Annotated in this window: 21 protein-coding genes and 1 pseudogene; 7 read left to right on the top strand and 15 right to left on the bottom strand. The window is 59.5% G+C overall.

Features of this window, described 5'->3' with window-relative positions:
• Positions 1-3: 3 nt before the first annotated feature.
• The 11 genes from acpS to rpoE form a co-directional block, all read right to left on the bottom strand.
• Positions 4-393: a holo-ACP synthase gene (gene acpS / locus F6A13_RS05790; RefSeq protein WP_113526637.1), complete on the bottom strand. Its 390-nt coding sequence runs from the start codon at positions 391-393 to the stop codon at positions 4-6.
• Positions 390-1115 (bottom strand): pyridoxine 5'-phosphate synthase, encoded by a 726-nt coding sequence (pdxJ, locus tag F6A13_RS05785; RefSeq protein WP_113526638.1) that lies wholly within the window; start codon positions 1113-1115, stop codon positions 390-392. Before pdxJ ends, acpS begins: the two co-directional genes overlap by 4 nt.
• Positions 1112-1879 carry a DNA repair protein RecO gene (recO, locus tag F6A13_RS05780; RefSeq protein ID WP_113526639.1) on the bottom strand — a complete coding sequence of 256 codons (768 nt, stop codon included), beginning with the start codon at positions 1877-1879 and terminating at the stop codon, positions 1112-1114. Before recO ends, pdxJ begins: the two co-directional genes overlap by 4 nt.
• The gene (era, locus tag F6A13_RS05775; RefSeq protein WP_126605209.1) at positions 1869-2783 is read right to left on the bottom strand and encodes a GTPase Era; all 915 of its coding nucleotides are present in this window, start codon (positions 2781-2783) and stop codon (positions 1869-1871) included. The genes recO and era overlap by 11 nt, the downstream gene beginning before the upstream one ends.
• Entirely contained in the window at positions 2776-3456 is a 681-nt protein-coding gene (gene rnc, locus F6A13_RS05770) for a ribonuclease III (protein ID WP_113526641.1), read from the bottom strand. Before rnc ends, era begins: the two co-directional genes overlap by 8 nt.
• Positions 3457-3516: 60 nt before the next feature.
• Positions 3517-3828 carry a DUF4845 domain-containing protein gene (locus F6A13_RS05765; protein WP_225981976.1) on the bottom strand — a complete coding sequence of 104 codons (312 nt, stop codon included), beginning with the start codon at positions 3826-3828 and terminating at the stop codon, positions 3517-3519.
• A gap of 205 nt (positions 3829-4033) precedes the next feature.
• Positions 4034-4825: a signal peptidase I gene (gene lepB / locus F6A13_RS05760; RefSeq protein WP_113526643.1), complete on the bottom strand. Its 792-nt coding sequence runs from the start codon at positions 4823-4825 to the stop codon at positions 4034-4036.
• A 66-nt stretch (positions 4826-4891) separates the two neighbouring features.
• Positions 4892-6694, bottom strand: a complete 1803-nt coding sequence (lepA, locus tag F6A13_RS05755) for a translation elongation factor 4 (protein WP_126605207.1) — start codon at positions 6692-6694, stop codon at positions 4892-4894.
• A 104-nt stretch (positions 6695-6798) separates the two neighbouring features.
• Positions 6799-8226 (bottom strand): Do family serine endopeptidase, encoded by a 1428-nt coding sequence (locus F6A13_RS05750; protein ID WP_192796488.1) that lies wholly within the window; start codon positions 8224-8226, stop codon positions 6799-6801.
• A 182-nt stretch (positions 8227-8408) separates the two neighbouring features.
• A complete protein-coding gene (locus F6A13_RS05745; protein ID WP_113526646.1) occupies positions 8409-9071 on the bottom strand; it encodes a sigma-E factor negative regulatory protein in 663 nt (220 codons plus the stop codon).
• On the bottom strand, positions 9068-9694 hold the full coding sequence (gene rpoE, locus F6A13_RS05740; protein WP_113526647.1) for an RNA polymerase sigma factor RpoE: 627 nt from the start codon (positions 9692-9694) through the stop codon (positions 9068-9070). The genes F6A13_RS05745 and rpoE overlap by 4 nt, the downstream gene beginning before the upstream one ends.
• A gap of 115 nt (positions 9695-9809) precedes the next feature.
• Here rpoE and nadB point away from each other — a divergent pair, with 115 nt between their 5' ends.
• On the top strand, positions 9810-11399 hold the full coding sequence (gene nadB / locus F6A13_RS05735) for an L-aspartate oxidase (protein ID WP_113526648.1): 1590 nt from the start codon (positions 9810-9812) through the stop codon (positions 11397-11399).
• Here nadB and F6A13_RS05730 read toward each other — a convergent pair.
• Positions 11344-11874, bottom strand: a complete 531-nt coding sequence (locus tag F6A13_RS05730) for a hypothetical protein (RefSeq protein WP_113526791.1) — start codon at positions 11872-11874, stop codon at positions 11344-11346. The two genes, nadB and F6A13_RS05730, sit on opposite strands and share 56 nt — an antisense overlap.
• Between F6A13_RS05730 and F6A13_RS05725 the strand changes: the two genes are divergently transcribed.
• Complete coding sequence (locus tag F6A13_RS05725) at positions 11858-12823, top strand: YgfZ/GcvT domain-containing protein (protein WP_126605206.1); 966 nt, start codon at positions 11858-11860, stop codon at positions 12821-12823. The two genes, F6A13_RS05730 and F6A13_RS05725, sit on opposite strands and share 17 nt — an antisense overlap.
• Before the next feature lie 3 nt (positions 12824-12826).
• On the top strand, positions 12827-13174 hold the full coding sequence (locus tag F6A13_RS05720) for a hypothetical protein (protein WP_126605205.1): 348 nt from the start codon (positions 12827-12829) through the stop codon (positions 13172-13174).
• Here F6A13_RS05720 and cydC read toward each other — a convergent pair.
• From cydC to F6A13_RS05705, 3 genes are all read right to left on the bottom strand, one after another.
• Positions 13171-14928 (bottom strand): thiol reductant ABC exporter subunit CydC, encoded by a 1758-nt coding sequence (gene cydC, locus F6A13_RS05715; RefSeq protein ID WP_126605711.1) that lies wholly within the window; start codon positions 14926-14928, stop codon positions 13171-13173. The genes F6A13_RS05720 and cydC overlap by 4 nt on opposite strands.
• On the bottom strand, positions 14921-16678 hold the full coding sequence (gene cydD, locus F6A13_RS05710) for a thiol reductant ABC exporter subunit CydD (protein ID WP_151528123.1): 1758 nt from the start codon (positions 16676-16678) through the stop codon (positions 14921-14923). The genes cydC and cydD overlap by 8 nt, the downstream gene beginning before the upstream one ends.
• Before the next feature lie 197 nt (positions 16679-16875).
• Positions 16876-18183 carry a transposase gene (locus tag F6A13_RS05705; protein WP_126605204.1) on the bottom strand — a complete coding sequence of 436 codons (1308 nt, stop codon included), beginning with the start codon at positions 18181-18183 and terminating at the stop codon, positions 16876-16878.
• Between the two features lie 218 nt (positions 18184-18401).
• Here F6A13_RS05705 and F6A13_RS05700 point away from each other — a divergent pair.
• The 4 genes and pseudogenes from F6A13_RS05700 to F6A13_RS05685 all read left to right on the top strand — a co-directional run.
• A pseudogene (locus F6A13_RS05700) lies at positions 18402-19072 on the top strand (IS110 family transposase); the annotation flags it as partial.
• A gap of 103 nt (positions 19073-19175) precedes the next feature.
• Positions 19176-19667 (top strand): MarR family winged helix-turn-helix transcriptional regulator, encoded by a 492-nt coding sequence (locus F6A13_RS05695; protein ID WP_126605202.1) that lies wholly within the window; start codon positions 19176-19178, stop codon positions 19665-19667.
• Positions 19668-19770: 103 nt separating this feature from the next.
• The gene (locus F6A13_RS05690) at positions 19771-20001 is read left to right on the top strand and encodes a CDGSH iron-sulfur domain-containing protein (RefSeq protein WP_225981975.1); all 231 of its coding nucleotides are present in this window, start codon (positions 19771-19773) and stop codon (positions 19999-20001) included.
• A 33-nt stretch (positions 20002-20034) separates the two neighbouring features.
• Positions 20035-20679 (top strand): YceI family protein, encoded by a 645-nt coding sequence (locus F6A13_RS05685; RefSeq protein WP_126605201.1) that lies wholly within the window; start codon positions 20035-20037, stop codon positions 20677-20679.
• Positions 20680-20693: the final 14 nt, after the last annotated feature.

The following is a 20693-nucleotide window of genomic DNA, read 5'->3' as shown; positions in this document are numbered from 1 at the left end:
CGCCTACCCTCCCCGTTCCAGCACCACGACCGCCATGGCATAGCGACGTTCATCGCTGATGGACAACCAACTGCGCACGCCATCCCCGAGCCCCTGTAGGATCTGTTGCGCGCGACCGCCCAGCACCAATTGCGGACGTCCGCCCGAATCGTGGCCCACCTGCACGTCCATCCAGCGCACCCCATTGGTCATGCCGCTACCCAAGGCTTTGAATGTGGCCTCCTTGGCCGCGAAACGCCGCGCCAGAAAAGCGGCGCCGGCCGCGGCTTCCGTCGGCATGTCCGCCACCTCCAAAGGCCCCAGCAGACGCTCGGCCAGACGTTCCCCGAAGCGGGCATGGAGACGGGCCATCCGCTCGACGGCAACGATATCCGTCCCCATTCCCACGATCATCCACGCGCCTCGAGCATGAGTCGTTTCATATCCGCCACCGCCGTCGCCATACCGACAAATACGGCATGGGCGACGATGGCATGGCCGATATTCAACTCCCGGATATGGGGGATCGCTGCCACTGCCTGCACGTTGTGGTAATCGAGCCCATGCCCGGCATTCACCCGCAGGCCAAGGCTATCGGCAAAGCTTACCGCGCTGGTGATCTGGCCCAGTTCTTCAGCGCGCGTCGCCGTATCAACGGCATTGGCATAACGGCCCGTATGCAGCTCGACCACGGGCGCTCCGGTTTCCATCGCCGCCTCCAGCTGAAAAGGATCGGGGTCGACAAACAGCGATACTCTGACCTTGGCGGCGGCCAGACGCTGGCAGGCCTCTTTGATACGAGACAATTGTCCGGCAACATCCAGTCCACCCTCGGTGGTCAGCTCCGCACGGCGTTCCGGCACCAGACAGCATTCGCTAGGGGATAGGCGCTCCGCCACACGCAAGACACTTTCCTCAACGGCCATTTCGAGATTGAGGCGGGTACGCAGGGTCTGGCTGAGAATCTCCACATCCCGCTCCACGATGTGCCGTCGATCCTCGCGCAGATGCGCGGTAATGGCGTCGGCGCCAGCGCGTTCGGCGACGAAGGCCGCCTCCACCGGGTCCGGGTAACGGGTGCCGCGCGCCTGCCGCAACGTCGCGACGTGATCGATATTCACCCCCAAGGCAATCATTCGCTGTGCTCCTCCCTTTTCTGTATCGTCATCGCAGGCGGTGTTCTGCGCAAGTATGCCGTAAGGAGGCGGCGACTCTCCAGTGGGCGTCCGCCCAGATGGATCCGCAACTCCTGTTCCAGACAACGCCGTAGGGAGGAATTCCAGACTGGCATATGGCGTGTCTGCATCGCCCCCCGTAACCAGACCAGGGCCGCCGCCTCGATGGTCACCGCAGCATCGGGCGCATGGGCCGGACAGAATACACCGCGTGCGGCCTGGTATAACCAGTGTTCTGAAGATGCCGCATCGGGAGACCGGCCACACTCCGCGCAACGCGCTAGATCAGGTGCCCAACCCAGATTTTCCAGCAGGCGCCGTTCGAAACGCCGCAGATACCAGCCTTCTCCCGGTTCACTGCGCAACGCGTCGATGGTTTCTTCATAGACTTGAAAGAGATCGGGGAAGGGATCTCCACGCTGCGTCAGCCGCAACAGCAGCTCGTTGACATAAAAAAGGCTGAGATTCTGTAGGGGATTGAGTGGCAGAAACGGACCCAGTTCTTCCGCCTGCGCCAGTACCGGTAATTCCCCCCGTCCCAGCCAGCGCACCCACAGGGGGCGTCCCGCCTCGATCCGCGCCAGCGCAGAACGCGCGCGTCGGGCACCTTTGGCCAGCACCCCCAGCCGGCCTTGTGTCCGGGTAAACAATTCCACTATCAGGCTGGTATCTCCGTAAGGGTAGTGATGCAGCACCCAGGCGCGATCACCGGGTTCAGTCGTCATACCCCAACTCGCGCAGGATATGATGGTCTTCCGACCACTGTTCCTTCTGCTTGACCCATAATCCCAGCCAGACCCGCTCTTCGGTCAATTGCTGCAGTGCCTCCCGCGCCCGGCTGCCGATCACCCGCAGACGGCTGCCACCGTCGCCCAGAATAATGGCTTTCTGCCCCGGCTTCCGGCAATAAATGGTCGCCTCTATGCGCTGCTGGCCGCCTTCCACCTGATAGCTTTCAATGGCAACGGCCGTGTCGTAGGGCAGTTCCGCACCGAGTTGCCGGAATATCTGCTCGCGAATGATTTCTGCCGCCATAAACCGCAGATTGCGATCGGTGACCTGATCCTCCGGGAAAGCCGCCGGAGCCGGTGGCAATAGCGGCACCAGGGCATCAGCCAGACGCTCCACGTCCGCCGCCCTGCGCGCCGAGAGTGGTATGATCGCCGCGAATTCTCCACGCTCCGCCAATGCCTGCAGATAGGGAAACAGACGCCCCTTGCTCGCAATCCGATCCACCTTGTTTACCACGGCCACCAGCGGAATACCGGCCCGCTGCAACCAGCGCAGGGCCTCCGCGTCGTCATGGGTCCACAGCAGCGCCTCTACCACCAGCACGCCCAGATCCGCAGATTCCAGCGCCCCTCGGGTGGCCCGCAGCAAGTGCCGGTTCAGGCTGCGATAGCCGCCATGCACACCCGGCGTATCCAGAAAGAGCAGTTGTCCGTCGGGGCGGGTCAATATCCCGAGAATCTGATCCCTGGTAGTCTGCGGACGCGGCGCCGTGATGCTGATTTTTTGCCCGACCAGATGATTCAGCAGGGTGGATTTACCCACATTAGGACGCCCGAGCAGCGCCGCATATCCGCTGCGGTACCCTTCGTCAGGAACGCCACTCTTGATCTCATCCACGCACGGCAACCTGCAGTTGTACCAGCATCAGCGCCGCCGCCTGCTGTTCGGCTTTCCGCCGGCTGCCATCCTCCGCTTCGGTAGCTTCGGCGCCAGGCACACTGCAACGCGCCACGAAACGCCGCTCATGGGCCTGTCCTTTTTCCGCCACCAACGTATAGACAGGAACAGGACGTCCCTGTCCCTGCAGGAATTCCTGCAGGCGCGTTTTGGGATCGCGCAACTCTTCGCCACCCAGGTCATCCGTCATCAAGGGCTCGACCAGTTGTGCCACGATACGCTCCGCCGCGCTAAAGCCGCCATCCAGGAAAGCCGCGCCAATCACCGCCTCCAAGGCATCGGCGCGGATGGAGTCCCGCCGGGCGCCGCCGCTGCGTATTTCTCCGGGGCCGAGGATCAGGGAGTCGGCCAAAGCGATTTTTCCGGCGATCTCCGCCAGGGTTTCCTCCCGAACCAGCCGTGCCCGCATCCGCGACAGATCCCCCTCACTCACCTTGGGAAAGCGGGCGAAGAGCTTTGCCGCTACCACAAAATTCAGTGCCGCATCCCCAAGAAACTCCAGCCGTTCATTGTGTCGAGCGCCCGCACTTCGATGTGTCAGCGCCTGCAACAGCAGGGGCTGCTCACGGAAATGATAGCCGACCGATTGTTGCAGAGATTCTAAAGCATCCATAAACCCATCGACTCAGTCATTAAAAACAGGAAAAAACTGCATGGTATACCAAAAAGGTTTTCAATGCCCTGCGGCGTCAAAATGCAGTAACAAACTGACATTGCCAACCAATGGCACGATCTTGTCATAACTGACGGTGATCAGCACCGGTCCGGCACCCGCTTTTTCGATCTGGATGCCTTTCTGCGGGATATGGATCATGGCCACCTCCAGGCGGGCATTGAGGTCGCGGCGAATCTGGGCAGCGGACTCTCCCGGCACGGACTGCTGCTCCTGCTGGTTGACGATATTTTTCAGAGACCAGTAATCATAGTAGGACGGCATCACCTTCACGACAAAGGCGACGACAAAGACCAAGATCAACAGCCACAAGATCGCACCCACCAATGAAAGCCCTGCCTCATCCGGACGCCGCGTGATCAGGGACCGCGCCCACCCGCTACGCTGGCCTGAACAAGTCCTTATGGCTTGTTGCTCTGATATGGGGTTACCCATTTCGAACCCTCCCGGATCTCTGCATTCATCCCTCTTCCCTACTTAGTCCTGAACAGGGATTTTGCAAGTGCAGCCTCCGGACTCAGGAAGCCCCATCCAGTGCGCGGCCGATCTGGTTCCAACGGATGGACCAATTCTCGGCATCCCAGGAGAACCACACGAACATTGCCTTCCCAACGATATTGCGTTCCGGCACCACGCCCCAGAAACGGCTGTCATTACTATTATCCCGGTCATCCCCCATCATGAAATAAGAATGAGGCGGCACCTTGTAGGGACCGAAATTCATCTGGGCTTCGGGCGTGGCAAATTCAATAATATGGAATTTATGGCCACCGAGTTCCTGCTCATACTCTTTGGTAGGGATAACCATACCCTCGGCGCCCTGTCCTTCCGGCCGGTAATTAAAAGTACCGATAAATTTTTGTGGCACTAGCTTGTTGTTGATGTAGAGCGCATCTCCCCTGACCTCAATCGTGTCGCCGGGCAGGCCGATGACCCGCTTGATGTAGTCCACACGCGGATTTTTGGGATAACGGAACACCATGACATCACCCGCTTCCACCGGACTGCCACGGGTAATGGGTGTGTGGATCAGCGGTAGCCGCAATCCCCACTGGAATTTATTGACCAGCACGAAATCGCCCACCCGCAGGGTTGGTATCATGGATCCGGACGGTATCTGAAAGGGTTCAAACAGAAATGCACGGATCAAAAAAACAATCAGCAATACCGGAAAAAAACTCCGGGCATACTCGACAACGACGGATTCCCTGGCTCCCGCAGGCCGTTTCCTTCGCAAAAACAGCAGATCGCCCAGCCAGATCAGGCCGGAAAGCACAACCGCCAGAAACAATCCCAAGGTAAAATCCATCAGTACCTGTCCTTCATTGTGAATGCGCCCAAAATCAGCCTCCGCACAAGTTGCGCGGTGCGCGTTTTACCTCTTGTCACTTTTCAGCACCGCCAGAAAAGCTTCCTGGGGAATCTCCACATGACCAACCTGCTTCATGCGTTTTTTGCCTTCCTTCTGCTTCTCCAGCAATTTACGTTTGCGCGAAATATCGCCACCATAACACTTGGCCAGCACATTCTTGCGCAGGGCCTTGACCGACTCCCGGGCGATGACTCTGGCGCCGATCGCCGCCTGGATAGCCACCTCGAACATCTGTCGGGGAATCAGATCACGCAAACGAACCACCAGTTCCCTACCGCGCCGTTCGGACACATCACGATGCACGATCCAGGACAGTGCATCCAGCTTTTCCCCGTTGATGAGAATGTCCATTTTCACCAGCGGCCCACTCTCAAAACGTGCAAATTCATAGTCCATGGAGGCATAACCCCGGCTCACTGATTTGAGGCGATCAAAAAAATCCAGGACCACCTCATTGTGCGGCAACTCATAGCGCAACATTACCTGCCCACCGGTGAACTGCATATTCTTCTGTCGTCCACGCCGCTCTTCACAAAGAGCGATTACCGGGCCGAGATACGTTTCCGGCACCAGAATGTTCGCCGTAATCACCGGCTCGCGAATATCCGCAATCTTCTGTGCCGGAGGCAATTCGGCGGGATTGGAAATCTTCAGCACCTGGCCGTCGGTGGTAAGCACCTCATAGATCACGGTGGGTGCCGTACTGATCAGTTCCAGTTGGTACTCGCGTTCGAGACGCTCCTGCACGATTTCCATATGCAAAAGCCCCAAAAATCCGCACCGGAAACCAAAACCCAGGGCTTGTGAAGTCTCCGGCTCGAACTGCAGGGCCGCGTCGTTCAGGCGCAACTTTTGCAGCGCCTCGCGAAAGTTTTCGTAATCCGCCGAGTCCACCGGATAGAGCCCGGTGAATACCTGTGGCTGCACCTCGCGAAAACCGGGCAGAGGCGCACTGGCGGGGCGGTCCTGCTCGGTCAGGGTATCTCCCACCCGGGCGCCTTCAATGGTCCGCACGCCCGCAATGACAAAGCCCACCGCCCCCGTTTCCAGGGCGGGGACCATCAGCGATTTTGGGGTAAAAACACCAACCTTTTCTACCACATAAGGTTTCTGACCCACCATCGTCAGGATGCGCTGACCGGGACGGATGGAACCGTTCATCACCCGCACCAATACCACCGTCCCCAGATAATTGTCGAACCAGGAGTCGATGATGAGGGCTTGCAGCGCAGCGTCCGAGTCGCCCTGGGGAGGCGGGATGCGTTCCACCACCCGTTCCAGAATCTCCCGGATACCGGTACCTTCCTTGGCACTGGCCTCTACGGCATCGTCAGCAGGCAGCCCGACTATTGCTTCAATCTCCCTGCGCACCCGCTCCGGATCGGCAGCCGGCAGATCGATTTTATTCAAGACCGGCAGGATCTCCAGGTTGTGTTCCAGCGCCGTATAACAGTTGGCGACGCTTTGCGCCTCCACCCCCTGCGATGCATCCACGACCAGCAGCGCGCCTTCACAGGCAGCCAGGGAACGGCTCACTTCGTAAGAAAAATCCACATGGCCCGGCGTATCGATGAGGTTGAACTGGTACTCCTGCCCATCTGCGGCGCGAAACTGCAGGCGCACACTCTGTGCCTTGATGGTAATGCCGCGTTCGCGTTCGATATCCATCGTATCCAGCACCTGACTGGACATTTCACGCTCGGTCAACGCCCCGCAAAGACGGATGAACTGATCCGCCAGAGTGGATTTTCCGTGATCCACATGGGCAATAATGGAAAAATTGCGAATATGCTGCTGTTCAGTCATCTGGCCTGTCAATCCCTGGGCGCCGGGCGGACACTACCACCCCGCCGGATGCAATACCAAAAGGGCTGGTATAAGCGCCCAGCCCTTCGCGGTGATCGCCTGCTTCAATGCGGCAGCGAAAGCACCAGATAGAAACTCCCCTCACCACGTCGCACCAGCACCGGGATCGGCTGACCCGCCGGCAAGGCAGCCACCAGCTTCTGCAAGTCGGCGGCACTGGTAATCTGCTGTTGAGCCACCTGCAAGATCACATCACCGGGACGAATACCGGCTTCCGCCGCCGACCCCACACCAACCCCGAGGACCAGGACACCAGTATTCACGTGCAGTTGCTTACGTGCCTCCGCGGTCAGCGGACCCACCTGCACATTCAGTCGTTTGACTTCACCTTCCTGCGCCGGACCGCTGGATGCGGCGGATTCCACCGTATTCTCCAGGTTGCCGGGCAGGCTCTCCACCACGATGTTGAGGCTCATGGGCTTGCCATCACGGATAACCCCCAGCTTCGCCTTGAAGCCGGCGGGCAATACCCCTACCAGCGGCGGTAGTTGGCCAGAGTTATAGATGGCCTGACCGTCAAAGGAGACGATGACATCTCCCGGACGCAACCCTGCCTTGGCAGCCGGGCCGCCAGGCACAACCTGTGACACCAGCGCGCCTACCGGCTCTTTCATGTGGAAGGACTTGGCGAGATCCATACTGACATCCTGAATCATGACCCCGAGCCAGCCAAAATGCACTTTCTGATGCAGTTTTAACTGTTTGACCGCATCCATGGCGACATTGATGGGGATGGAGAAAGACAAGCCCATGTAGCCACCGCTATTGGTATAGATCTGGTCGTTGATACCAATGACCTGGCCGCGCATATTGAATAGCGGGCCACCGGAGTTACCAGGGTTGATCGGCACATCCGTTTGAACGAACGGGATGTAGGGATCATCCGGCAAAGGCCGCGAGGTCGCACTGATCACACCCTGGGTGACGCTGTTCTCAAAGCCGAAGGGCGAACCCACCGCCAGCACCCACTGTCCGACTTCCAGTTTGCTGGAGTCACCAATCTGTACCACCGGCAGATTCTTCGCGTCAATTTTGAGCAACGCCACATCCATACGCGCCGACAGGCCCACCAGGTGAGCCGCGTATTGATGGTGATTGGTGAGACTGACGATGATCTTCTGCGCCCCTTTCACTACATGCGCCGCAGTCACGATATAGCCGTCGGAGCTGACGACAAAACCGGACCCCAGGGATTGCACCTGATATTTCTGTCCGGCTCCGCCACCAGGCGCTCCAGGTTGCCCCGGTGCGCCAAAGAAGGGGGCGAAAAACTGATTCAGGGGAGAGTTCGGCGGGAAGGGGGAGGCCGTACCACGCGCCACCCTGGTCTCCGTCGTGCTGATGTTCACTACTGCAGGTCCATACTGTTTGACGATGGGCGTAAAATCAGGCAGCCCCACCAGCGCCTGGCCGCTGGCACCGGAATCCGCCCAAGCAGGCGTCATCGCCCCGATACTCCATCCCAAACCCATACAAAGCGCCACCACAAGGCGCTGTCCACCCAGCACACAATTTTTCAAGACCCCTCCCCAACCATCCGATTTGCTGCTCAATTCAAGACCGTATCTATCATCTCGGTATCTGCAGCACTTGGCAACAGGCATCGCGCCACCGTGCCGATACGTATCGGCACACGTTCTGACCAATGCTGATTCTAGGGATAACCTGCAGGAAAAGCCATGGAAGCCGCACTGATCCCCGCCGCGGGCGTATAGGCCGCACTTTCCAGATCAGACTGCCCCGAAGCGTAGGCGGAAGGAATCCGCGAGGAAACGAGGTAGTTACCACCACCGGGCACCCACAACCGTTGAATATCTCTCTGGATAACCACGTTTGTGCCGACAGGCGGCGACGCAAAATCCGCTACGGGGCTCAGATGAAATTCTTCGCCACGGGTTGAAAACCCCCTCAGCACGGCGGTCTGCGCATAATGACCAGATCCGCCGCCAGCAACGGATGGCCCCACTCCTTGATGGGGCAGGAGACCTACCAGGGTCACTGATACCACCAGCACCGCAGCGACAGAACCGGTCTTCACCCAGAAACTTCTTGAACTACCCTGCCGCAGCGGGCGTTGCGGCGCGAGGATGCCGGGTTCGTTCACGATCGCCCAGGCTACCCGATCGGCGAAACCAGCCGATGCCAGGCGAACCCCTTTCCCATCATTTTGCAGAAGAAAAGAAACGCGGTACTGAGACTCCCAAGCCTCACGCAAACCGCTTTCACGCTGTATACGTGCGGCAAGACGGCTGGCGCGCAGCCCACTGAGCTCGCCCTCCATGAACGCCATCAGTTCTTTTTGCGTTTCATCGTTCATGACTTTTCCTGCTCCAACAAAGGGGCCAGAACCCTGGCAATTGCTTCACGCGCCCGAAAAATCCTGGACCTCACCGTCCCCACCGGGCACTCCATGACCTGGGCAATTTCGTCGTAACTCAAGCCTTCAAACTCCCGCAAGGTGACCGCCATGCGCAAATCTTCCGGCAACGCCGTCAATGCCTTGTTGATATATTCCGCTAACTCCCTACTGAGTAACAACCCTTCCGGAGTATCGTACTCCCTTAGTCCATCGCCACTGGCAAATTGTTCCGCATCTTCCGTTTCCACATCCACAATGGGAACCTGCCGGCCTTGGGCTACGAGGTGATTTTTTGCCGTATTGACGGCGATACGATACAGCCAGGTGTAAAACGCGCTATCGCCGCGAAAATTGGCAAGCGCGCGGTAGGCTTTGACAAAGGCTTCCTGGGCCACATCTTCGGCCTCCTCCGGCGTGCGCACAAAACGCCCGACCAGGGAAATCACCTTGTGCTGGTATTTGCGTACCAGGAGATCAAATGCCCCCTTTTCTCCCTTTTGTACGCGCTGGACGAGGAGCAGGTCACTGGGTGCGCCATGTTCCTGACCACCCGCCGTGCTGTGTCCCATGATTTTACCCATTCGGCCGTTTCCTTTCTTCTTGGGGTGCCGTTATTCACCTTATCCGTCGACCATCGTATCATGACCCATTCCAATTCTCGCAACGCCCGCACCCGACACCTTCTCAGGATCCTAAATGCCTTCTTTCGACTTTCTGGTTATCGGCTCCGGCACCGCCGGACTCAGCACGGCTCTGGGGCTCAGCCGACTCGGCCGTGTCGGCCTCGTGAGCAAAGGGCGGGCGGAAGATTCCGCCAGTGACAGGGCGCAGGGCGGCATCGCCGCGGTCATGGATATGGACCACGACAGCATTGCCCTGCATGTCGAAGATACCCTGGGAGCCGGAGCGGGACTGTGTCACCCGCAGGCAGTCCGGCAGATCATTGGTCGGGGTCCGGACGCCGTGCGCCAATTAATCGACTGGGGGGTACCCTTTGACCGCCAGCCGGATGGAAGCTGGCATCTCACCCGTGAAGGTGGACACCAGGCCCGTCGGGTACTGCACAGCGCCGATACCACGGGCCACGTTATCGAGAGCACCCTGCTGTGCCGAGTGCTGGCGGAGCCCGCCATCCACATGGCCGAGGGACACTATGCCAGCGATCTCTGGCTCACCGGGGACCGTTGCCAAGGCGCCTGGGTGCTCCCCCCAAAGGGCGACCAGCCCGAGTTGTGGACGGCACGGGCAGTGGTGCTCGCCAGCGGCGGGGCGGGACAGTTGTATCTGCACACCAGCAATCCGCTGGTGGCTACCGGAGACGGCATCGCGCTGGCCTGGCGGGCGGGTGCGGAAATTGCCAATCTGGAATTTATCCAGTTTCATCCCACGACGCTTTACCAGCCGGGTAGCCAACCTTTCCTGTTGTCTGAAGCCTTACGGGGCGAGGGTGCCGTCCTGCGTCTACCGGATGGCAGCACTTTTCTGGAGCGTTACGACCCGCGTGCCGAGCTGGCGCCGCGGGATATCGTCGCGCGCGCCATCGATGCGGAGATGAAGCAGCATCAACTCGACTATGTCACTCTGGATATCAGCGCACAGCCGGCCACCTTGGTGCGCCGACATTTCCCCGCCATCTTTGCACACTGCCGCGCACAAGGCTATGATCTTACACGGGAATCAATTCCAGTGGTTCCTGCTGCCCATTACACCTGTGGTGGCGTGGTCGTGGATGGGGCGGGGCGCAGTACCATTCCGGGCCTTTATGCAGCGGGCGAGGTCAGTTCTACCGGACTGCACGGCGCTAATCGTCTTGCCAGCAACTCACTGCTGGAATGTGTGGTGGGTGCGGCGGCCATTGTTGCGGACCTGGAAGGGCAAGGGCGCCTGCCCGACAGACCGCGGCAAATGCCGGGGCGATCGCCGGGGTGCACAACCACTGCCGCACACCAGACGGACATCAGCGCCCTGCGGCAGAACCTGCAGGCAAATATGTGGCAGGCGGCCGGCATCGTCCGCAACGACGAGGGCTTGCGCGCCGCCTGCGCGTATTGGGATGAACGGAGCACGCGTATCAGCGACAGCCGGTGTGGACCGCAGCCGTATCAGGAACTACGCAACCTCTACCAATGTGCGGAAATCCTCACCTGTGCCGCGCTGCTGCGCGAAGAATCCCGTGGCTGTCATTTCAACAGTGATCACCCGCAACGCCGTGCCGTCGCGGCGGACAGTATCAGCCAGCGGGATCAGCAGTCTCCGTTTTTGCGTCCCATTCCTGGCGCAGCCTGAGGCGCCAGCGTCGCCAGGGATCGTTCCCGGCAGCAAACAGACCAATCAGCACCGCGCGACGGCCATCGCCGCTCCGCAGGGGGATCATGCCGAGGCGCGGGTGCAGAAATGGCCGGGCGCGCAGATGAACGGGTAGCACGCTGCCGCTGTCCATCCGTACCTGCAGACCGCCGTCCCTGCCGGACAACAAGGCCTTCGGCATGTCCTGATTCGTGCGCAGACTCCAGGGGCAGCGCCAGACCAGCCATGCCAGCAGCACGACGAGCAGCACCAGGCCCCAGCGCCAGTCCTGCGGCATCGTCAAGCCCGCGCAAAGCAAAGCCAGGATGCAGGGAATACTTTGCAACCAGCGTTGTCGCCCGGCACTGCCGAAGAATAGATCCGGCAGGACTTTGTCGCCGTCGGCCATGCGGGTATGATCGGGGCCATACTGTTTCTGCAAACGGGAGTCGATCCGCATGTCTTCAGCCGTCATTACCTTTGTCCCCCTGCATACGGAACTGGGCCTGATTCACGCCAGTGGCGTGGATGCCGAAAAGTTTTTACAGGGGCAATTCTCCAACGATCTGCGGACCCTGGCCAGTGGTCACGGACAATGGAGTAGCTACAGCACGGCCAAAGGACGTATGATCGCCAATTTTTACGTGCAACGCGATGGCAACGACTTTTGGCTGAGTCTGGCCGACGATATGGCCGATACGGTCATCGAGCGTCTGCGCAAGTTCCGGATGATGGCCAAGCTGGAGATCAAACGGGGGGAGCCGGAATTCACATTGCTGGCCGTCTATGGCAACGGTGCGGGGGAACTGCTCGGCCGCGCCCTGGGTGTCGCATTGGGAAAAAGTGGCAACAGCGGGGTGGTTCATGACGACAGCATCATTACCCGCCTGCCCTGGGCGGATGCGGAGGCCTTCCTGATCATTCTGCCCGCATCCCGTTTGGAGGCCCTGAGCGCTAAGCTGGGGGCAGCGGGCGCGCGGGCTGACGCCGCGGAGGACTGGCGCCGGTGGGCTATACAGGCGGGTGTCGGCATGATCAGCCGCGCCACCACGGAAAAAGTCATTCCCCAGGAACTGAATCTGGAGGTGCTGGGGGGCATCAATTTCAAGAAGGGCTGCTATCCTGGGCAGGAGATCGTCGCCCGCTCCCACTATCTCGGCAAACTCAAGAACCAGACCTACCGGGTCGCGGCGTCGGCGCCACTGCGGGCGGGCGAAGAAATCTTTTGCACCAGCATGGGTGCACAGAGCATCGGCATCGTTATCAACGCCGCACAGGATCCCCTCGGCGGTTTTGCCGCCTTGGCCGTTTTACGTGCTGCCAACGCCGGGGAGTCGTTGATGGCCGGGGCGCCGGGCGGCACGCCTCTGACTCTGAGGAGACTTCCCTACACCCTGCCTCTGGACATCGCCAGCGAGGAATGACCTATGTGGGGGCTGGTCGCGGGTACTGTCAGTTATCCGCTATTCGCTTGGTACAGCAGGCGTTACCTTGACGAGCAGGGGCTAGAACGCGGTTTCACCCGTATGATGCTGGTGTTTCTGGTGGCTACACTGCTCTCTTCGGCGCTCGGTTACGGGGTGTCGTGGATAACCAGCACCCCTCGGAGCCGCAGCAGCCAGGCACAGTTGCAAAAAGCGGGCACCGCGGTGCTGAATGACGAGTGGAAGTGCATACGAAATCCCTCCGGCGCAGCCTGCCAGTCCAGCGTGCGGCAAGCTGGGGCCACGGAACGGAAACTGCTCTCCGGCTTCCGCGGCGGCCGCCAGAATTAGTGAACCTCCGGAATAGCCTGCCGGAACGTGGCGAAATGGCTGAGTTGTCCATCCCGCTGTAAAAGCTCCCCATAGGTTCCCGACTCCACGATCCGCCCCTCGTCGAGAATATGAACGCAGTCCATGTGCTCCAGACCCACCAGACGGTGGGTAATATAGAGCACGGTGCGACCTTCCATGATCTGGCGCAGATCTTTGAGGAACTCCATCTCGGTCACCGGATCGAGCCCTTCGGTCGGCTCATCCAGAATCAGCCACGGAGCGTCCTTGAGAATAGCCCGGGCAATGGCCACTCTTCGGCCCTGACCACCGGAGAGTTTCACGCCGCCTTCGCCGACAATGGTATCCAGGCCCTGGGGCTGACTGCGCACGAACTCCGCAAGCTGTGCCGTGGCCAGCGCCGCCCAGAGCTCATCCTCCTCCGCCTCGCCCTTGGCCACCAGCAGGTTGTCGCGGATCGTACTGTGAAAGAGATATGAGCGCTGAGATACGACAGCGAAATATGCGCGCAGATTGTCTGCCGGGAAATCCCGCAACTCATGGCCGCCCAGACACGCGTGGCCCGACTGATAGTCATAGAAACGCAGCAGCAGGTTGGCGAGGCTGCTCTTGCCAGCCCCGGTCGCCCCCAGGATCGCAACCCGTGTGCCCGCCGACACGCTGAGGTCCACGCCTGCCAGGGCGTCGCGTTGAGCGCCGGGATAGCGCAGGTGCAGACCCTTGAGCTCCAGATCCGGCCGACCCACCTGCGGTGCGGGTCCCGGTGCATCCGGAAAAGGCAAGGGCGTATCCGCCACCTCAAAAATACGGCGCGCGGCCGCGCGGGTTTGCCCCAGAAACTGAAAGGCCAGCGGCAAGGCGGCGATGGCCTCGAAGGAACCCATCACGCCGAGGGCAAGGAGGGGCAGATCCGAATCGCCCAGGACCTTGCCATGGACCAGAGGAATGGCCAGCACCACGACAACCCAAATCGCCAAGTTGCCCATGAATCCCATGCCGGCGCTGCCGAAACCGGCGATCTGCGCCATGCGGGCCTGCCGCCGGAGCAGCGCATCGTTGAGTGTACCCGTGCGTCGCAGAATCTCTGGTCCGGCATTGTAGGTCAACAGTTCCGCCATGCCCTGCATGCCGTCCACCACCTGTACCCGGTAGTCCGACTGGATGCCGGTCATCTCGGCGCCACTGCGCGCACCTAGCCGCTCCGTGAGGAACGGTAGAAGCAGACCGGTAACTGCGAGGAAAAGAAAGAGTGCAATGGCCAACCGCCAGGAGAAAAAAGCGAAGACGCCCGCCATTGTGAGCGTCGCCACCCCGGCCACCAGAAACGGCGTAAACACCCGCAGGTAAAAGTTATTCAGGGTATCGATATCGGCGACGAGGCGCGAAAGAATATCGCCGGAACGATAATCTTGCAGCCCGGCGGGCGCGAGCGGCTCGAGGCGGGTGTAGAACCAGGTGCGCAACTGGGCCAGCAGACGGAACGTCGCCTCATGGGTGACAATGCGCTCCAGCCAACGCGAGATGACCCGAATCGTCGCGAAAGCGCGCACCCCGGCAGCCGGCAGGAAGAAGTTATACAAATTCATGGTGGCGTAACCACCCAGTCCGGCCAGCGCCGCACTCGCCAGGAACCAGCCGGAAAGGGCCAGCAGACCGAAATTGGAAAGAATGGTCAGCAGCGCCAGAAAGGCGCCCCCCAGCATCCAGAACTTAAAGGGCCCAAACAGCTTCAGCAGCCGGTAAAGATCACGCATGCTCCCCCCGATAGGCGGCCGCCAGCCTTGCGTAGACACCGCCGGCCGCCAAAAGTGCATCATGGGTGCCGGCTTCGACCACTTTCCCGGCGTCCATGACCAGGATGTGATCGGCGCGCTCTGCCATCGCCAGGCGGTGCGCAATAACGATCGCCGTTCGTCCCTGGATCAGCCGCTGCATGGCGTCCAGGACCAGCGATTCATTCTCCATGTCCAGACTCGCCGTAGCCTCATCCAGAATGAAGAGCGGTGGGTTTTTGATAAAGGCGCGGGCCAGGGCGACACGCTGAATCTGCCCGCCGGAAAGGCCCTGCCCCAGATCACCCACCGAGGTATCGAAGCCCCGCGGCAAAGCGTCGATAAATTCCAGCGCGTGAGCATTTTTCGCGGCCTCCCGCAGGGCGGCCATATCCGCATCAGGGCGGCCGATGCGGATATTTTCGGCGATGGTACCGTGAAACAGGCGGGGATTCTGCGGTACCCAGGCCAGTTGCCGCCACCAGCTTTCCCGATCCAGGACGGCCAAAGGGATCCGGCCATTGATCAGGATTTCTCCCGAATCCGGTTGCACAAAGCCGAGCAACGCACTGGCGAGGGTGCTCTTGCCCGCCCCGCTGGCGCCCACCAGCGCGGTGACCTTGCCCGCCGGGAACTCGGCATTGATTCCCGCCAGCGCCACCCGGCCCTCCTCATAGGAGAAATGCAGGTCGCGCACCGAGAGACTGACGGACTGGGTGTCTGGGTACGCCATCATCTGCGTACCCTGTGCCGGCAGCGGCATGTCGAGGATGTCGAAGATGCGTCTGGCGGCGGCAATGGCGCTCATCCGCGCATGATAATGGGTGGCGAGGCCACGCAGAGGGTTGAAATACTCCGGTGCCAGTAAAAGGACAAAGAAGGCAGTATAAAAGGTGACCGGGGGAGGGATTTCCAGCAGACGCGCACCCAATGATACCGCCACCAGCGCGATGGACACGCTCGCAAAAAATTCCAGCACCGCCGACGTCAGGAAGGCCACCCGCAACCCAGCCATGGTGGTGCGCCGGTAGTCATCCGAAATACGTGCGACGATCTCGATCTCGTCCTTGGCGCGGCCGAAGATTTTCAGCGTGGTCAAGCCCTGCACCATATCCAGAAAATGGGCGCTCATCAACAGCATCTTGCGCCACTGACGCTGGTTGATGGCCTCCGCCTTGTAACCCACCAGCACCATGAAGAAAGGCACGAGCGGCCCGGCGACGAGGAGAATCAGGCCGCTGATCCAGTCTGCGGGGAAAACGAACACGAGGATGGCCAGCGGTATGAGGCTGACCAAGGCCATTTGCGGCAGGTAACGCGAAAAGTAAGGCTCCAGCGCCTCAACACCTTCCATCATGGTACTGGCGATGTCGGCGCTGCGCTCACCCGCCACGGCCACCGGTCCCAGGTTCAGAAGGTGGGAAAGCAGGCGCTCGCGCAGGTAGGTCTTGATACGCGCGCTGGCGCGAAAGGCAACCAGTTCGCTCGCCCAGGAAAATCCCGCACGCACGACGAAAAGAGCGAGCATGACCCAGAGCAGCGGCATCACGGCCGCCAGATTCCAGCCATGAAAAGAGACATCATCGACGATGTGCGCCAACAGAAAGGCCTGGAGAATGATTAGCAGGCCAGCCGCCAGCCCCAGTCCGATGCCGAAATAGAGCGTGCCCCGGGTGCGCCGCCCTTCCTGCATCAACCTCTGATCCATCCGCTGCGCCGGTATCTGTGCCATTATCAACCTCTAATATAAGCGGTGTACTCTAGCACAGAGCGGGCGCCTGATCACCATGGCGGAAAGTCCACTGACGGTTCAGGAAGTGGGTGTATCCAGAAACAGGGTAAGTACTCCTGCTGAAGTTTAGACATACAGCCTCCTCGCCAGCCCCTCTGGGTGGCGTTATGGCTTGGTAAATTTGGGTCAGAAGTGAGTCAGGCGGCCTTTTTGCAGGGCGGGTCATCGGCGTCGGCCCAAAAGGCGGGGGTGGGGCACTGGAATTTCCCGGACTTCGGGTCGAAACCCTTCCAGAAGGGAACCCGCAGAAATTGCAGATGGAGCCATTGGGCCATGAGACCTGCGGTGACGGGGGTGGCGATGCGCCAGGGCGCTATGGCGGCCATGGGGAAGTCCTCAGCTAGGGTTTCGGCGAGGAGCTGCACCATGGACCAGGCGATGCAGCGGATTTGCATCCAGCGTTCCAAAACCGTGCGTTTTTGCTGCCAGAGATTATTGATGCCCCACCAGCGTTTGAGGTTATGGAAGATTGGTTCGATCTGCCAGCGGTTGCTGTAGAGGGAGACGATTTCGCTGGCGGTCAAGTGGGTCTCGGAAGCGAGATAGAGGCGGGTGGGAGACCATCGACGATGCTTTTCGTCGTAGATTGCACTCCAGACAGCCCGGACCGGATGGCCTTTCATGAATCGTGCATTGGCGATGATGGATTGGAGACGGACCTTTTGCCATTTCCCATAGACATGCAGAGAGACGGTTTCGGTGGGCAGTGCGGCCATCTCTTCCGGTGTGTACTTATCTCCATATATCCGGGGACGTCCGCGTTTGGATGTTTTCGGCGGCGGGTCCTGGAGCAGCACGGTATCTTTGCGCACCTGGCCAATGAACTGGCCGTGCTGACGCAACAGGGGCAAGAGCAGGCGCCGCCGCATGAACCAAGCATCCGTCAGCAGACGGACGGGTACAGGAATGTGGGGTATAAAAGCCCGCAGTAATGCCCCAGCGATTTTCAGCTTGTGGATGTTGCCGGTGCTGGGTACCAAGCGCAAGCGGATGGGAAAGGAAATGGCTTTGCCGGATCGGGTACGCAGGGTCAACGCCAGGCCCACCCAATTCTGGGCGAGGACATAACTGGGGCGATTGTGTTTATGGCTGTGATCGAAGCGGATGGCCGCCCCGGGGGCCTTGGTAGAGTGTCGCAGGACCATCGTATCGTCAATGACCATCTCGACGATCAGTAGCCTGGGCAAGGACTGCAGGATCCATCGTACCTGGGCAATGGCCAACGCCTGGGTGCGCAATGACTCGCGCTCCAGAAGTTTGTAATAGGTGGTCCAGTGGCAGCGGAGGGAGATGCTGCTGAGGGCGCGGGTGACCCAGCCTTCGGGCGAGACCAGGCAGCCACAGAGCAGTTCGAGGAAGCTGCGCCGCGAGCGGGGCGGCACGACCGTCAGAAAGTAGGAAATCCACTCTGAGAGGCGGAGGGCAACGAGACGATGAAAGGGCATGGGTGTGATTCCGAGAAGCCTAAAACGCTTCTCATTGGCCGACCCTTTTTAACAAGGGTCGGCCGCACGGCCCCATCACCGTGTCAAGCACTTTCGCCGGAAGAAAGGCGACAAAAAACCCGGCGGAGCCGGGTCGAATAATGGGATGAACCTCTCCTTCCCTAAGGCGTGGTCCAATGCCATTCTGAGGGATTCATTCTGCAAAGGAGATTTACATCATGAAAGAGATCAAGATATTGGGTATTGACCTTGCCAAGAATATTTTTCAGCTTCATGGCGTAGACGCCGCTGGCAAACCTGTGCTGCGCAAGGCAGTTAGTCGGCGCAAATTGATGGAGGCATTGGTGAATTTGCCACCCTGCTTGATTGGCATGGAAGCCTGCGGTTGTGCTCATAACTGGGCACGCGAAATGATCAAGCTGGGCCACGATGTGCGCATTATGGCTCCACACTTCGTGGCTCCTTATCGCAAGAGCGGCAAGAACGATCTCAACAATGCCGAGGCTATCTGCGAAGCGGTCAGCCGCCCACACATGCGCTTTGTAGCGGTCAAAACAGAAGCGCAGCAGAGTGCATTAATGGTTCATCGGGTGCGGGCATCTATCAATACAGAGCGCACCGCATTAATCAACCAAATTCGTGGACTACTCCAAGAGTTTGGTATCATTCTAGCCAAAGGCGCTTCCACTTTTTCCAAGAGATTCCTTGAGGTTGTGGAAGCAGAGAATTTCCCCTGGATGCAGTGGAGGTCTTGGCCGAATTGCGCGGACACTTGCTGGCATTAGAAGACCGTTTGGCAAAGTACGACCATATGATTATGCACATGCTCAAGGATGAGATGGTCACACGCCTGGTGGCACTCCCTGGAGTGGGGCCAGTCGTGACAACGACCTCTGCTGACACCGAACATTCTCCTACGGCTCCCTTTGACGTCCGTCCCAAATAGTTCTATATAGGACTTTCTAACTGGAAACATCATGGTGAGGATAAGGATGCGTGACGGAACGACCGGGGAATCAACGATGTTGCTTTCTTACACGGCTACGCCGAAGGCCACAACCCAGGAGCCTTTTCTCGCCGTCCTGCGAGAGCTTGCCCAAGCCTACCATGCCTTTTCCGCCTACTCCGCCGCCCACGTCCGGCAACTGGGCCTCACGCCAGCGCAGTTTGACGTCATCGCAACATTAGGCAACACCCAGGGAATGCCCCTCACCCAGCTTGCCCAAAAAACCTTAATCACCAAGGGAACCCTGACTGGTATCATCGATCGCCTCGATGAAAAAGGCTTGGTTCGTAGGGAGGTCCCGGTGGGTGATCGACGCAGTTTCCGTGCCGTTCTGACCCCCGAAGGCGAAGTCATTTTTTCCCGAGTATTCCCAGCCCATATCGCCTATCTCAGTCGGGTCTTCGCGAATGTGGATGCGGGTGATTTGGAACAGGTGCGCCGTACCCTACGCGCACTGCGAAGCCGATTTCAGGAGTAAATCCCACATAGTTTGCATACGAACATTTGTTGTGCTATCTATATAGTACGCATTGTAACTATATGGATGCGTATCAGATGAGATGCTTAATTTTATGGAGGTCATGATGAACCCGACACCTTACGTGATGAGCCTGGAACCAGGCAGCCACTATTTCTGCGCCTGCGGGCGCTCCGCAAACTTGCCTTTCTGCGATGGGACGCACCAGGGTAGCGGCGTGGAGCCCTTCGCCGTGGATATCGCCGAGCCGCGAACGGTGGCCATTTGTGCCTGTCACCAATCCGCCAACCGCCCCTTCTGCGACGGCACTCATAAAAGCCTAGCGGCTGAGTGACCGTTTCTCCCGAATTGATAGAGGAGCATTGCCATGTTACAGAACAAAGTTTCCATTGCACTGAGGACCGCCATCCTTTCCGTCGCATTGTCCACATCATTGGTGTCACTCGCTGACGCAGCGACATACCACCAACTGGACGCCAGCCCGGCTGGCTCGTACCGGATTGATCCGGACCATTCTCTGGCGTGGTTCACCATCGGCCATGCCGGGGTGGCGGTGGTGGTAGGCCGTTTCGACAAGCTGTCCGGCAGCTATACCTTCAATCCCGCAAGTCCTGCAGGGGACAAAGCGGATATCCGCATTCCCGCAGCCAGCATCAATACCAATTTCGCCCTAAGGGATCACGACTTGCGGGGTCCGGACTTTTTCAATGTCCGGGAGTTTCCGAACATCACATTCGTCAGTACACGCTATCAACCCACGGGTAAGGAGAGCGGACAACTGTATGGGAAACTGACTATTCATGGCGTGACGCGGCCGGTGACCTTCCAGGTGCGGGAAATCGGTGCCGGGCCGGTGCCGGCGTTGCCCAAGCCCTGGGGTGGTTATCTCTCCGGCTATGAGGCCACCACCACCATCCAGCGCAGCGACTTCGGCATGGATGCCTATGCGGGCATGATCGCCAACCGGGTGCACCTGCATGTGAACATCGAGGGTGTTCGCACGGCTGGCTGAGCGGCCTTTTGGGG

This window comes from Acidithiobacillus sp. 'AMD consortium', from assembly GCF_008926505.1.
GTDB classification, from domain to species: domain Bacteria; phylum Pseudomonadota; class Gammaproteobacteria; order Acidithiobacillales; family Acidithiobacillaceae; genus Acidithiobacillus; species Acidithiobacillus ferridurans.
Note: the sequence above shows the minus strand (reverse complement) of the source record. Positions and strands in the feature narration are given on the sequence as shown.

Coding starts and splice junctions, on each gene's coding strand:
- acpS (WP_113526637.1), bottom strand. CDS start 393: ATGATCGTGGGAATGGGGACGGATATCGTTGCCGTCGAGCGGATGGCC.
- pdxJ (WP_113526638.1), bottom strand. CDS start 1,115: ATGATTGCCTTGGGGGTGAATATCGATCACGTCGCGACGTTGCGGCAG.
- recO (WP_113526639.1), bottom strand. CDS start 1,879: ATGACGACTGAACCCGGTGATCGCGCCTGGGTGCTGCATCACTACCCT.
- rnc (WP_113526641.1), bottom strand. CDS start 3,456: ATGGATGCTTTAGAATCTCTGCAACAATCGGTCGGCTATCATTTCCGT.
- lepB (WP_113526643.1), bottom strand. CDS start 4,825: ATGGATTTTACCTTGGGATTGTTTCTGGCGGTTGTGCTTTCCGGCCTG.
- lepA (WP_126605207.1), bottom strand. CDS start 6,694: ATGACTGAACAGCAGCATATTCGCAATTTTTCCATTATTGCCCATGTG.
- F6A13_RS05750 (WP_192796488.1), bottom strand. CDS start 8,226: ATGGGTTTGGGATGGAGTATCGGGGCGATGACGCCTGCTTGGGCGGAT.
- F6A13_RS05745 (WP_113526646.1), bottom strand. CDS start 9,071: ATGAACGATGAAACGCAAAAAGAACTGATGGCGTTCATGGAGGGCGAG.
- rpoE (WP_113526647.1), bottom strand. CDS start 9,694: ATGGGTAAAATCATGGGACACAGCACGGCGGGTGGTCAGGAACATGGC.
- nadB (WP_113526648.1), top strand. CDS start 9,810: ATGCCTTCTTTCGACTTTCTGGTTATCGGCTCCGGCACCGCCGGACTC.
- F6A13_RS05725 (WP_126605206.1), top strand. CDS start 11,858: ATGTCTTCAGCCGTCATTACCTTTGTCCCCCTGCATACGGAACTGGGC.
- F6A13_RS05730 (WP_113526791.1), bottom strand. CDS start 11,874: ATGACGGCTGAAGACATGCGGATCGACTCCCGTTTGCAGAAACAGTAT.
- F6A13_RS05720 (WP_126605205.1), top strand. CDS start 12,827: ATGTGGGGGCTGGTCGCGGGTACTGTCAGTTATCCGCTATTCGCTTGG.
- cydC (WP_126605711.1), bottom strand. CDS start 14,928: ATGCGTGATCTTTACCGGCTGCTGAAGCTGTTTGGGCCCTTTAAGTTC.
- cydD (WP_151528123.1), bottom strand. CDS start 16,678: ATGGCACAGATACCGGCGCAGCGGATGGATCAGAGGTTGATGCAGGAA.
- F6A13_RS05705 (WP_126605204.1), bottom strand. CDS start 18,183: ATGCCCTTTCATCGTCTCGTTGCCCTCCGCCTCTCAGAGTGGATTTCC.
- F6A13_RS05695 (WP_126605202.1), top strand. CDS start 19,176: ATGCGTGACGGAACGACCGGGGAATCAACGATGTTGCTTTCTTACACG.
- F6A13_RS05690 (WP_225981975.1), top strand. CDS start 19,771: ATGATGAACCCGACACCTTACGTGATGAGCCTGGAACCAGGCAGCCAC.
- F6A13_RS05685 (WP_126605201.1), top strand. CDS start 20,035: ATGTTACAGAACAAAGTTTCCATTGCACTGAGGACCGCCATCCTTTCC.